Genomic DNA, 12,700 nt, shown 5'->3' on the forward strand with positions numbered 1-12,700 from the left:
ACGTGGTGGAGGTAAACGGGATCGAACCGATGACCTCTTGCATGCCATGCAAGCGCTCTCCCAGCTGAGCTATACCCCCACTTGATGCGACTGGAAATACCTTCCCAAACCGCTCCTTGTCGACGTCATTCACACTGTGTATGTCGTCTTCATCAGAGACTCAAATTATAGACAGGTTTTTAGCGGTTTTGCAAACGAACGCCAATTTTTTCGCGTCCGATCAATTCCAGCACCGCATCGACCGATGGCGTATGGGCCGTGCCCACGGTCAGAACGCGCACCGGCATGGCCAGTTGCGGCATCTTCAGGCCATGCGCAGCCAGCACCTGCTTGAAGGCAGCGCTGATCGCGGCCTTGTTCCATTCGCAGGTGGCCAGCACTTCTGCGAGCGCGGCGATGGCCGGCCGGATGGCCTCGGTCACATGCTGGGCGAGTTCCGCTTCATTGGGAGTCACGTCGCCATAGAACACCTGGGCCCAGTCGGCCAGCGCCACGGTGGTGTCGCAGCGGTCCTTGAACAGCGCGCAGATGCGCGGCAGGCGGCCGTCGGCCAGATCGGCGGCAGACACGCCGCGCTTTTGCAGCTGGGTCGACACCAGAGCGGCCAGAGCGTCGTCGTCCATGGCCTTCAGGTGCTGGGCATTCACCCAGCGCAGCTTGGCTTCGTCGAACTGCGCGGCGCTGCGGCCCAGGTGATCGAGGTTGAACCATTCGAGGAACTGCGCGCGGCTGAAGATCTCGTCGTCGCCATGGCTCCAGCCCAGGCGGGCCAGGTAGTTGACCATGGCATCGGGCAGGTAGCCCTCGTCACGGTACTGCGTCACGGGCTTGGCGCCGTTGCGCTTGCTCATCTTCTCGCCTTGCTCATTGAGCACGGTGGGCAGGTGGGCGTACACCGGCGGCTCCTTGCCCAGCGCGCGGAAGATGTTGATCTGGCGCGGCGTGTTGTTCACGTGGTCGTCGCCGCGGATCACATGGGTGATGGCCATGTCGAGGTCGTCCACCACCACGCAGAAGTTGTAGGTGGGCGTGCCGTCGGGGCGCGCTATCACCAGGTCGTCGAGCTCATCGTTGCTGATCTCGATGCGGCCCTTGACCTTGTCGTCCCAGGCGACCACGCCGCCCTGCGGGTTCTTGAAGCGCAGCACGGGCTGCACACCGTCGGGGATGGCCGGCAGGGTCTTGCCGGGCTCGGGGCGCCAGGTGCCGTCGTAGCGCGGTTTTTCCTTGGCGGCCATCTGCTTTTCGCGCAGGGCGTCGAGTTCGGCAATGCCCATGTAGCAGGGGTAGACCAGGCCGGTGGCCTTGAGGTCCTCGAGCACGGCGCGGTAGCGGTCCATGCGCTGCATCTGGTAGAACGGGCCCTCATCGGGCTGCATGCTCAGCCATTCCATGCTTTCCAGGATCACGTCCACCGCGACCTGGCTGGAACGCTCCACATCCGTGTCTTCGATGCGCAGGATGAAGTCGCCGCCCATGGCGCGCGCAAAGGCCCAGGGGTACAGGGCCGAGCGGATGTTGCCCAGGTGGATGAAGCCGGTGGGCGAGGGCGCGAAGCGCGTGCGCACGCGGCCGGTGGCGGGGGTGTTGTTCTGGTCGGTCATAGGTCTTGCTGGGTGGGCCACCCTGCCCTGCTGCGGTCCGGGCAGGTGCGAAGGCGGCGGTCGATGCCGGTAATGATAAGTGCCGCGCCCTGGCCGGGTGTCCCGGCAGCTGAAACGGCACGGGCGCCCCGGATGATCGGCGCGCCCGCGAAAGGCTTCTCGATGAAGAAGGCGGCAGCCCCCGAGGGGGCGTCTTTCACGCGTCCTGGGCGTTGGGCAGGGCCAGGCGAGAGGTGTCCTCTTCGTTCTCTTCCACGCCCACGCGGCCTTCGTTCAGGCGTGCGATGTCCTCGGCGGTGATGTCGCCCGTGACGTAGGTGCCGTCGAAGCACGATGCGTCAAAGCCGACGATGGCCTTGTTGAGCGAGCCAATGGCGCGCTTCATGCCATCCACGTCCTGGTAGATCAGCGCATCGCAGCCGATGACCTGGCGGATCTCTTCCACCGTGCGGCCATGGGCCACCAGCTCGCTGCTGGTGGGCATGTCGATGCCGTAGACGTTGGGGTAGCGCACCGGTGGTGCGGCGCTGGCCAGGTAGACGTTGCGGGCGCCGGCATCGCGCGCCATCTGCACGATCTCGCGCGAGGTCGTGCCGCGCACGATGGAGTCGTCCACCAGCAGCACGTTGCGGCCCTTGAACTCGCTGGCGATGACGTTGAGCTTCTGGCGCACGGACTTCTTGCGCACGCCCTGGCCCGGCATGATGAAGGTGCGGCCCACGTAGCGGTTCTTCACGAAGCCTTCGCGGTACGGAACGCCCAGCAGGTGCGCCAGCTGCGTGGCGCTGGGGCGGCTCGACTCGGGGATGGGGATGATCACGTCGATCTCGTTGGGCGGCACGGTGGAGACCACGCGCTTGGCCAGGGCCTCACCCAGGTTCAGGCGCGCCTGGTAGACCGAGATGCCGTCGAGCACCGAATCGGGGCGCGCCAGGTACACGAACTCGAAGATGCAGGGGTTGAGCTGCGGGTTCTCGGCGCACTGGGCCGAATGCACGGTGCCGTCGAGCGTGATGAACACGGCCTCGCCGGGTTCGATATTGCGCTCGAACACATGCGAGGTGCCCTCCAGCGCCACGGATTCGCTGCCCACCATGACGTTGCCGTCGGCACTGCGGCCGATGGCCAGGGGGCGGATGCCATGCGGGTCGCGGAAGGCCAGCAGCCCGTGGCCGGCGATCATGGCGATCACGGCGTAGGAGCCCTTGATGCGCTTGTTCACGGCACGCACGGCGGTGAACACGTCTTCAGGGCGCAGCGGCACGCCGGCAGTGGCGCGCTCGAGCTCGTGCGCGAACACGTTGAGCAGCACTTCCGAGTCGCTCTCGGTGTTGGTGTGGCGGTGGTCGGTCTGGAACAGCTCCGTGCGCAGCGTCTGGGCGTTGGTCAGGTTGCCGTTGTGCACCAGCACCAGGCCGAAAGGCGCGTTCACGTAGAAGGGCTGGGCCTCTTCCTCGCTGTAGGCGTTGCCGGCCGTGGGGTAGCGCACCTGGCCCAGGCCCACATTGCCGGGCAGGGCCCGCATGTTGCGCGTGCGAAACACGTCGCGCACCATGCCCTTGGCCTTGTGCATGAAGAACTTGCGGCCCTGCTGGGTCACGATGCCGGCGGCATCCTGGCCCCGGTGCTGCAGCAGCAGCAAGGCGTCATAGATCAACTGATTGACGGGCGCGGTACTGACGACGCCGACGATTCCACACATAGTTCGTTTCCATCCGTTTGCGGGAACATCCCCGCTGCAAACCCACGACAACAGCTTCTGGCCGTTGCCGCCTCACGAAGGCAAGTGCCTCGTAAATTCTTCCGGAAGTGCCGGTTTCAACCCTTCGAGCACCTGGGCCAATACCGGCGCCCCCCGCGACTCCTGCCACCAGGCGGCCTCGTGCAGCGGCGTGAGCCCGGCCACCACAGCCACGGCCAGCAGCAGCACCATGCCCCGAAGCACCCCGAAGACCGCACCCAGCGTGCGGTCTGCCGGGCGCAGGCCGATGGACTCCACCAGCTTCTTGGCCACCCAGGCCAGGAAGCCGCACGCGAACACCGCAGCGATGAACACCAGGGCAAAACCCGCCGCATAGCGCAGACCGCTGGCCGACTCCCCCATGGGCAGCAGCGCCGCCACATCGTCGGCCAGCCACTGCGCCACAAAAAACGCCGCCACCCATCCCACCAGGGACAGCACCTCGTACACCAGGCCGCGCCAGGCCCCCATGAGCATGGAGGCCAGCAGCACGGCCACGAAAACCCAGTCCAGCGCCGCCATCACCGGCGCAGCCTGCTCTGGCATCACATCAGAGCGTCAGCACCGACGCCGACAGCTCCAGCGAACGGATCTTGCCGGCCGCCTTGTCCGCATCGGCCCGGTTGTTGAAGGGCCCCACGCGCACCCGGGTGCGCTTGCCATCCTTGGTATCCACCACCTGCACGAAGGTCTTGAGGCCAGAGCGCTCCACCTTGGTGCGCGCCTCGCGGGCCTTGTCGGCATCGGCGAACGCCCCCACCTGGACGATGAAACGGGCATCCTCGGCACTGGCCGAGGCGGCGGCTGCTGCAACGGCCGGCGCCGCGGTGCGGCCTTCCAGCAGTGCGCGGGCGCGGGCAGCTTCGTCGTTGGCACGCGCCGGCGCCGCCGGTGCGGGCGCGGGCGTGGCGGTCACCACGGCCGGCCGGGGCTCGGGCTTCGGTTCGGGCTTGTGCTCCGGCTTGGGTGCGGCCGCCACCGCGGGCGGCTTGGGCACCAGTGCGGGTGCGGGCCTGGGGCTGGCAATGATCTCTTCGCCCTCGCTCAGTCCATTGCCGGCGTTGCCCTGGCCTGTCGGCGCGGAGCGGCTGCCGGACGGCGCGGCAGGAGCGGTCGCTGGCGCCGCCTGGCGTGCCACGGCGGCAGAGGCCGGAGCCGGAGCAGGCGATGGCGCCTGTGCTGCGGCAGGCGCGGGGGCGGGCACGACCACGGGCGCGGTCTTGTTGCGATCAGGGATCTCGATGGGAATATCCACCGCGATAGGGCGCGGCTGGGTGTCGAACAGCAGTGGAAAGCCCACCACGCCCAGGGCCACCAGCACGGCCGCGCCGATCAGGCGGTGGCGCGCGCGCCGGCGCATCGCTTCGATGCTTTCGGCCGGGGGCGCTGCGCGCGAGCGCTTGGCCGGCTTGTCGGCCGGTGCGGGTTCACTCTGACCGGGCCACCGAAACTTGAAAAATGCCATGGAGTTGCGACTCGTGCGGGGTGCTTACGCGCCCAGATGTTTGGCGTGCAGGCGGGGGGTGCCGTTGATCAATACCCCGCCCACCGTGTAGAACGAGCCAAAGACCACGATTCTATCAGCGGGGTCTGCCGCCGCCACGGCGGCCTGCAGTGCCTGCATGGGGTCTTGGTGCACGCTGGTGGCCACCTCGCGGCGCCCGCCGGCCACCATCTGCAGGGCATTCCATTTCTGCTGCAGCGCCGCGCCCGTCTCGGCCCGGGCCGTGGGCAGGCTGGTGAAGTACCAGCGGTCTACCAGCGGGCCCACCTTGGCCAGCATGGTGGCCAGGTCCTTGTCGGCCATGGCGCCGAACACCGCATGCGTGGTGGGGAAAAAGCCCATCGCATCCAGGTTGGCCGTGAGGGCTGCCACCGAATGCGGGTTGTGTGCCACGTCCAGCACCAGCGTGGGCTCGCCCGGCACGATCTGAAAGCGCCCGGGCAGCTCCACCATGGCCATGCCGGTGCGCACGGCCTGGGCCGTCACGGGGATGCGCTCGCGCAGCGCCTCGAAGGCCGCCAGCACACCGGCGGCATTCACCAGCTGGTTGGCGCCACGCAGCGAGGGGTAGGCCAGGCCTGCATAGCGCCGGCCGCGGCCGGCCCAGCTCCACTGCTGCTTGTCGCCCGACACATTGAAATCCCGGCCCGAGCGCCACAGGTCGGCGCCGATGGCCGCCGCATGGTCCACCACGCTCTGCGGGGCCATGGGGTCGCTCACGATCGCCGGGCGGCCGGCGCGCATGATGCCGGCCTTCTCGCGGCCGATGCTTTCGCGGTCCTTGCCCAGGAATTCGGTGTGGTCGATGTCGATGCTGGTGATGATGGCGCAGTCGGCGTCGATGATGTTGGTGGCGTCGAGCCGGCCGCCCAGGCCCACCTCGAGGATGGCCAGGTCCAGGCGCGACTGGCTCATGAGGCGCAGGATGGCCAGGGTGCTGAACTCGAAATAGGTCAGCGAGATGGCTTCGCCGCCCTGCGTGCGGGCGGCCTCGACGGCCGCGAAGTGCGGCACCAGGTCGGCGGCGGCCACGATCTCGCCGTGCACGCGGCAGCGCTCCTCGAAATGCACCAGGTGGGGCGAGGTGTACACCCCCGTGCGGTAGCCCGACTGCAGGCCCACCGCCTCCAGCATGGCGCAGGTGGAGCCCTTGCCATTGGTGCCCGCCACGGTGATCACCGGGCAATCGAAGCGCAGCGCCATGCGGCGGGCCACTTCGCTGACCCGGTCCAGGCCCATGTCGATGTTGTGCGGGTGCAGTTGCTCGCAATGCTGCAGCCAGCCTTCCAGGGTGTCGATATTATTGGTGTGCATACAGCCCGCGATTGTCGCCCAGCCCACGGTCGCGCACATCTTCAGCCCCAATTACCCATGACAAGCCAGCACACCATCACCCTCTATGGCATTCCCAACTGCGACACCGTGAAAAAGGCCCGCACCTGGTTCACCGACCAGGGCCTGGAATACCGCTTCCACGATTTCAAGAAACAGGGCGTTCCGGCCGACCGCCTGCCCGGCTGGTTTTCCGCCGTGGGGCGCGACAGGCTCGTGAACCGCCAGGGCACCACCTGGCGCAAGCTCGACGCAGACACCCAGGCCGCCGTGCAGGACGATGCCAGCGCCAGCGCCCTGCTGCAGGCCCAGCCCAGCGTGGTCAAGCGCCCCGTGGTGGAGTGGAGCCAGGGCGGCACGACCCGCATTTCGGTCGGTTTTGCGCCTGAAACCTGGAACGAATGGCGCCAGGCGGGCTCCAACCGCTGAAATCGCCCGGATGCAGTGCACTGAAACCGGAGATATTGCACAAATCTTTACGCAGTTTTACGGCCTGCCCACCCGGTATTGACGGGTAGCGCCTAAACTTTTCGACAGTCTGGTGCGTTATGTACCGACCTGAAAGGAGTTTCTCCATGAAAAAGATCGTCGTTTTTTCCGCCATGGCCGCCATCGCCTCCATGGCCGCAGCCCAGGAACAGGGCCGCGTGCTCTCGTCCACCCCCATCGTGCAGCAGGTGGCCGTGCCCCAGCAGGTGTGCAACAACGAAACCGTGTACAGCGGCAACCGCACCACCGGCGGCGGCGCAGTGATCGGTGCCATCGCCGGCGGGGCCGTGGGCAACCAGATCGGCAAGGGCAGCGGCCGCGCTGCCGCCACGGCGCTGGGCCTGATCGGTGGCGCCGTGCTGGGCAACAATATCGAAGGCAATGGCCAGCCGCAGTACGAAAACGTGCAGCGCTGCCACAACCAGACCTACTACGAGAACCGCACCGTGGGCTACAACGTGACCTACGAGTACGCAGGCCGCCAGTACACCACGCGCACGCAGTACGACCCGGGCCGCTGGATCCCCGTGAGCGTGCAGCCGGGCCAGACCTACTCCACCGAGCCCTCGTACCAGCAGGGCTATGCCCAGCCGGGCGTGGTCACCTCGACCTACCCGGCACCGCCCCCCACCTACGTGACGCCCCCGGTCACGGTGATCGAGTACGGCTACGACCGCTCCTACCACCACCCCCGCAATCCCTACTGGCGCTGATTCGGGCGGGCAGCCCGGGCAGCCGGCGGCATGAGCACGCCGCCGGCCCAGTGACCATTGCCTTTGACGGCTGCCCTCCCCTTGCGCCAGTCTTCAAAGAGCCCTTCGGGGCTCTTTTTTTTGCCTTGCGCCGGATCGAAAGCTTCAATGCGGCACGGTGGCCTAAAATCAGGGGTTTCCCTCTAACCAACGCGCATCCATGACCACCGAAAAAATCGACGGCGTGTCCGTCACCACCCAGGCCAATGTGTACTTTGACGGCAAGTGCGTGAGCCACAACATCACCTTCCCCGATGGCACGAAGAAGTCGGTGGGCGTGGTGCTGCCCGCGTCGCTGACCTTCAACACCGGCGCGCCCGAGATCATGGAATGCGTGGGCGGCGAGTGCGAGTACAAGCTCGACGGCACCGATGCCTGGGTCAAGTCCGGCGCGGGCGAGAAGTTCAGCGTGCCAGGCAACTCCAAGTTCGAGATCCGCGTCGCCAGCGCCTACCACTACATCTGCCACTTCGGCTGAGCCCTGAGAAAGTCCTGACCGTCATGGCCACCATCCTCCAGAACCTGCCCATCGACCAGAAGGTCGGCATCGCCTTCTCCGGCGGCCTCGACACCAGCGCCGCACTGCGCTGGATGAAGAACAAGGGCGCCGTGCCCTACGCCTACACGGCCAACCTGGGCCAGCCCGACGAGCCCGACTACGACGCCATTCCGGCCAAGGCCATGGAATACGGCGCCGAGAAGGCGCGCCTGGTCGATTGCCGCACGCAGCTGGCGCACGAAGGCATTGCCGCCCTGCAGGCCGGCGCCTTCCATATCAGCACCGCCGGCATCACCTACTTCAACACCACGCCGCTGGGCCGTGCCGTCACCGGCACCATGCTGGTGGCCGCCATGAAGGAAGACGACGTCCATATCTGGGGCGATGGTTCGACCTTCAAGGGCAACGACATCGAGCGTTTCTACCGCTACGGCCTGTTGACCAACCCTTCGCTCAAGATCTACAAGCCCTGGCTGGACCAGCTGTTCATCGACGAGCTGGGCGGTCGCGCCGAGATGTCGGCCTTCATGACCAAGGAAGGTTTCGGCTACAAGATGAGCGCCGAGAAGGCCTACAGCACCGACAGCAACATGCTGGGTGCCACGCACGAAGCCAAGGACCTCGAATTCCTGAACAGCGGCATCCGCATCGTGAATCCCATCATGGGCGTCGCGTTCTGGAAGGACGACGTGCAGGTCAAGGCCGAGGAAGTCTCGGTGCGCTACGAGGAAGGCCAGCCCGTGGCCCTGAACGGCGTCGAGTTCAGCGACCCCGTGGCCCTGATCCTGGAAGCCAACCGCATCGGTGGCCGCCATGGCCTGGGCATGAGCGACCAGATCGAGAACCGCATCATCGAGGCCAAGAGCCGCGGCATCTACGAAGCCCCGGGCCTGGCGCTGCTGCACATCGCCTACGAACGCCTGGTGACCGGCATCCACAACGAAGACACGATCGAGCAGTACCGCATGAACGGCCTCAAGCTCGGCCGCCTGCTCTACCAGGGCCGCTGGTTCGACCCCCAGGCCATCATGCTGCGCGAAACCGCCCAGCGCTGGGTGGCCCGCGCCATCACCGGCACGGTCACGCTGGAACTGCGCCGCGGCAACGATTACTCGCTGCTGAACACCGAATCCCCCAACCTGACCTACGCGCCCGAGCGCCTGAGCATGGAAAAGGTGGAAGACGCGCCGTTCTCGCCAGCGGACCGCATCGGCCAGTTGACCATGCGCAACCTGGACATCATCGACACGCGCGCCAAGCTTGGCGTGTACTCGCGCGCCGGCCTGCTGTCCCTGGGTGGCAATGCCGCACTGGCACAGCTCAACGACGAGCGCGGCGGGTAAACAGCAGCGTTCGCTTCGCCCCCATGAAAAAAGCCACCCTCGGGTGGCTTTTTTTACTTCGTGGCGCTACACGACGACCGGCTCGGGCTCCAGCCGGATGCCGAAGCGCTCGTACACGCTGGTCTGGATGGCCTTGGCCAGGGTCATCACCTCGCCTCCGGTCACGCTCTGCTCGCCGCGCCCGCGGTTGACGAGCACCAGGGCCTGCTTCTCATAGACTCCCGCCTTGCCGATCGACTTGCCCTTCCAGCCGCAGGCGTCGATGAGCCAGCCGGCGGCCAGCTTGATGCTGCCGTCGGCCATGGGGTAGTGCACGATCTTGGGCTCGCGCGCGATGATGTCGGCGCACTGCTCGGGCGAGACCGTGGGGTTCTTGAAGAAGCTGCCGGCATTGCCCACCACGGCCGGGTCGGGCAGCTTGGCGCGGCGGATGTCGCACACCCAGTCGAACATCTGCCGGGCCGTGGGGTTCTCGATGCCGGCCTCGGCCCTGCGGCGCTCCAGCTCCAGGTAGCCCAGCACCGGCTTCCAGGGGCGTGGCAGGCGAAAGCGCACATGGGTGATCACCGCGCGCCCGGCCAGCCCCATGCCGCGCGGCAGGCCGCCAGGCACCTCGGGCTGCGCAGGGGCGTGCTTGAACACCGAATCGCGGTAGCCAAAGGCGCACTGCGCCGCGTCGAGCGTGAAACGCTCGCCCGTGGCCAGGTCGATGGCATCCAGGGATTCAAAGCGGTCCTGCAGCTCCACGCCATAGGCGCCGATGTTCTGCACAGGCGATGCCCCCACGGTGCCGGGGATCAGGGCCAGGTTTTCCAGGCCTGGGTAGCCCTGCTCCAGCGTCCAGGCCACGCAGTCGTGCCAGACCTCGCCGGCACCGGCCTCGACGATGAAGGCCTTGGGTGTTTCCTCAACCAGGCGCAGGCCCTTGATCTCCATCTTGAGCACCACGGGGCGCACGTCGCCCGTCAGGATGATGTTGCTGCCGCCGCCCAGCACGAAGGCCGGGCTGCCAGACAGTTCTTTATCGGCCAGGAAGGCCGAAATATCATCGGCGGAGTGCACGCGCACCAGTGTCTGGGCGCGCGCCGCAATGCCGAAGGTATTGCAGGGCTGCAAAGGGACGTTTTTCTCGACTACCATTGGCCCGATTGTCGCACCCACGCTTGCGTGCGTTGGGGCGAACCCCGTATTCCCGAGATAGATTGAGAGCCACCACCATGCCATCTTTTGATACCGTCTGCGAAGCCAACCTGGTCGAAGTGAAGAACGGCGTAGAAAACACCGCCAAGGAGATCGGTACCCGTTTCGATTTCAAGGGCACTTCCGCCAGCATCGAGATCAAGGACAAGGAGATCACGCTGATCGGCGACGCCGACTTCCAACTGACCCAGATCGAGGACGTGCTGCGCAACAAGCTCACCAAGCGCAATGTGGACGTGCGCTTCCTGGACATGGGCGACGTGCAGAAGATGGGTGGCGACAAGGTCAAGCAGGTCATCAAGGTGCGCAACGGCATCGAGAGCGAGCTGGCCAAGAAGATCCAGAAGCTCATGAAGGAAAGCAAGCTCAAGGTGCAGGCCGCCATCCAGGAGGACAAGGTGCGCATCACCGGCGCCAAGCGCGACGACCTGCAGGCGGCCATGGCGCTGATCCGCAAGGACGTGACCGACGTGCCGCTGTCGTTCGACAACTTCCGCGACTGACGCGTTCTCACCATGCGCCATCTGCGTTCCGCCCTCTCCTTCGCTCTCGCCACCGGCCTGGCATGGCCGCTGGCGGCGCAGCCATCCGGTCAGTCCATCGCGCTGGCCGGCATGCTGGGGAGCAAGGCCTTGCTGGTGGTCGATGGCGGGGAGCCACGTGCCGTCGGCCCCGGAGAGACGCACCAGGGCGTGAAGGTGCTGTCCGTCACGCGCGACGAAGCCACCGTGGAAGTCCAGGGCATCCGGCGCCTGTTGCGGCTCGGCGAATCCCCCGTGGCGCTGGGTTCCAGCGGCAGCGGCAAGCGTGTCGTCCTCATGGCCGACAACCAAGGCCATTTCGTCAACAACGGCTTCATCAATGGCAAGCCCATGAAATACATGGTGGACACCGGCGCGTCGGTGGTCGCCGTTGGCAAGCCCGATGCGGAGCGCATGGGCATCAAGGTTGACGACAAGATGAAAGTGGTCATGGCCACGGCCAACGGCGTTGCCGAAGGCTGGCGGGTACGCCTCAAATCGGTACGTCTTGGGGACGTTGAACTCCTGGACGTGGAGGGTGTGGTGATGCCCACGGGCATGCCCTTCGTGCTGCTGGGCAACAGCTTTCTGACCCAGTTCCAGATGACACGCAACAACGACCAGATGGTGCTGGAAAAGCGCCATTGAGCGCTTCGGCCCGCCACACCCCCCCATGAACGCCATCGCCCTGCCCAGCAACAGCCCGCCCGAAGGCGAGTACGAGGACCTGCTGAGTCTGTGGTCGGACCTGGAGTCTGGCCTGTCGGTGCTGCTGTCCAAGCCGCTGCAGGTGCAGGACTTCCCGGGCAAGGTGCGCAGCTTCGACCTGTGGCTGCAGGAACTGGTGGCGCACGACATCGATGCGGCGCTGTACCTCATGTTCCAGCTCGCCTCCACCTCGTCGGTGGGCTACAGCGCAGCGCATGCGCTGGTCTGCGGCACCCTGTGCCACATCATGGCGCAGGACCTGCGCCTGGCGCCCAGCGAGCGCGACAGCCTGGTGCGCGCCGCGCTCACCATGAACATCGGCATGACCTCACTGCAGGACGAGCTGGCCGAGCAGCGCGAGCGCCCCAGCAGCGCCCAGCAGGAGGCCATCCGCAGCCACCCCGAGGAAAGCCAGGCCCTGCTGGAGCGCCTGTTCGTGAACGACCAGCTGTGGCTCGACGTCGTGGGCCAGCACCACACCAACATGGCCGACCAGGTTCCCCTGGCCCAGCAGAACCCCGAAGACCGTCTGACACGCATCCTGGGCACCATCGACCGCTACGCGGCCATGATCAGCCCGCGCAAGTCGCGCGCGGGGCGCAGCGCCACCGACTCGGTGCGCGCCATCGTGGGCCAGGAAGTGGACCAGCGCGACGAAGTGAGCTACACGCTGGTGCGCTCCATCGGGCTGTGCCCGCCCGGCACCTTCGTGCGGCTGGACAACGGCGAGGTGGCCATCGTGCTGCGCCGCAGCGAAAAGGCCAACTACCCGCTGGTGGCCAGCCTGCTGGACCCGGTGGGCCAGCAGCAGAACCTGCCCAACCTGTACCAGACGGCCAGCGGCAAGCCGCGCATTCAGTCGGCCGTGGCGCGCTCTGCCGTCAAGGTGGAGCTCAACCACCGCACCATGGTGCGCCTGGGCCTGTATGCCGCACAGCGCATCTCGGGCATGCGCTCGCTCATCACGGCGCCCGCATCGCTTGGGGCGCGCTAGATAACGAACACTC

13 protein-coding genes and 1 tRNA gene are annotated in these 12,700 nt (G+C 66.5%); 7 read left to right on the forward strand and 7 right to left on the reverse strand.

The features are described 5' to 3' along the window. Window positions 1-3: 3 nt before the first annotated feature. The 6 genes from AC07PF_RS13410 to folC all read right to left on the reverse strand — a co-directional run bounded on the left by AC07PF_RS13410 (window position 4) and on the right by folC (window position 6,163). Window positions 4-79 (reverse strand) — tRNA-Ala (locus tag AC07PF_RS13410). Window positions 80-179: 100 nt separating this feature from the next. After that, window positions 180-1,604, reverse strand: a complete 1,425-nt coding sequence (gene gltX, locus AC07PF_RS13415) for a glutamate--tRNA ligase (protein ID WP_494608230.1) — start codon at window positions 1,602-1,604, stop codon at window positions 180-182. Between the two features lie 196 nt (window positions 1,605-1,800). After that, complete coding sequence (purF, locus tag AC07PF_RS13420) at window positions 1,801-3,306, reverse strand: amidophosphoribosyltransferase (protein ID WP_007857403.1); 1,506 nt, start codon at window positions 3,304-3,306, stop codon at window positions 1,801-1,803. A gap of 72 nt (window positions 3,307-3,378) precedes the next feature. Next, window positions 3,379-3,867: a CvpA family protein gene (locus tag AC07PF_RS13425; protein WP_007857404.1), complete on the reverse strand. Its 489-nt coding sequence runs from the start codon at window positions 3,865-3,867 to the stop codon at window positions 3,379-3,381. A 28-nt stretch (window positions 3,868-3,895) separates the two neighbouring features. Continuing rightward, window positions 3,896-4,810, reverse strand: a complete 915-nt coding sequence (locus AC07PF_RS13430) for an SPOR domain-containing protein (protein WP_494612202.1) — start codon at window positions 4,808-4,810, stop codon at window positions 3,896-3,898. Window positions 4,811-4,834: 24 nt separating this feature from the next. Next, complete coding sequence (gene folC, locus AC07PF_RS13435) at window positions 4,835-6,163, reverse strand: bifunctional tetrahydrofolate synthase/dihydrofolate synthase (protein WP_007857407.1); 1,329 nt, start codon at window positions 6,161-6,163, stop codon at window positions 4,835-4,837. A gap of 57 nt (window positions 6,164-6,220) precedes the next feature. Here folC and AC07PF_RS13440 point away from each other — a divergent pair, with 57 nt between their 5' ends. The 4 genes from AC07PF_RS13440 (at window position 6,221) to argG (ending at window position 9,264) form a co-directional block, all read left to right on the forward strand. Next, window positions 6,221-6,610, forward strand: coding sequence for an arsenate reductase (locus tag AC07PF_RS13440; protein WP_494612203.1), 390 nt, complete (start codon window positions 6,221-6,223; stop codon window positions 6,608-6,610). Between the two features lie 146 nt (window positions 6,611-6,756). Continuing rightward, window positions 6,757-7,383, forward strand: a complete 627-nt coding sequence (locus tag AC07PF_RS13445) for a glycine zipper 2TM domain-containing protein (protein WP_007857409.1) — start codon at window positions 6,757-6,759, stop codon at window positions 7,381-7,383. Window positions 7,384-7,582: 199 nt separating this feature from the next. After that, window positions 7,583-7,900, forward strand: coding sequence for a pyrimidine/purine nucleoside phosphorylase (gene ppnP, locus AC07PF_RS13450; RefSeq protein ID WP_007857410.1), 318 nt, complete (start codon window positions 7,583-7,585; stop codon window positions 7,898-7,900). A gap of 23 nt (window positions 7,901-7,923) precedes the next feature. Continuing rightward, the gene (gene argG / locus AC07PF_RS13455) at window positions 7,924-9,264 is read left to right on the forward strand and encodes an argininosuccinate synthase (RefSeq protein ID WP_007857411.1); all 1,341 of its coding nucleotides are present in this window, start codon (window positions 7,924-7,926) and stop codon (window positions 9,262-9,264) included. A gap of 66 nt (window positions 9,265-9,330) precedes the next feature. Here the strand turns inward: argG and murB are convergent, their stop codons facing one another. Beyond that, on the reverse strand, window positions 9,331-10,404 hold the full coding sequence (gene murB, locus AC07PF_RS13460; protein WP_007857412.1) for a UDP-N-acetylmuramate dehydrogenase: 1,074 nt from the start codon (window positions 10,402-10,404) through the stop codon (window positions 9,331-9,333). 77 nt (window positions 10,405-10,481) lie between these two features. Between murB and AC07PF_RS13465 the strand changes: the two genes are divergently transcribed. The 3 genes from AC07PF_RS13465 to AC07PF_RS13475 are packed head-to-tail and all read left to right on the forward strand — an operon-like array spanning window position 10,482 to window position 12,687. Further along, window positions 10,482-10,967 carry a YajQ family cyclic di-GMP-binding protein gene (locus tag AC07PF_RS13465; RefSeq protein WP_007857413.1) on the forward strand — a complete coding sequence of 162 codons (486 nt, stop codon included), beginning with the start codon at window positions 10,482-10,484 and terminating at the stop codon, window positions 10,965-10,967. Between the two features lie 12 nt (window positions 10,968-10,979). Then, a complete protein-coding gene (locus AC07PF_RS13470; RefSeq protein WP_494612204.1) occupies window positions 10,980-11,633 on the forward strand; it encodes a retropepsin-like aspartic protease family protein in 654 nt (217 codons plus the stop codon). 25 nt (window positions 11,634-11,658) lie between these two features. Continuing rightward, entirely contained in the window at window positions 11,659-12,687 is a 1,029-nt protein-coding gene (locus AC07PF_RS13475; RefSeq protein WP_007857415.1) for an HD-GYP domain-containing protein, read from the forward strand. Window positions 12,688-12,700: the final 13 nt, after the last annotated feature.

The sequence above is a fragment of the Acidovorax sp. GW821-FHT10A04 genome (assembly GCF_059415825.1).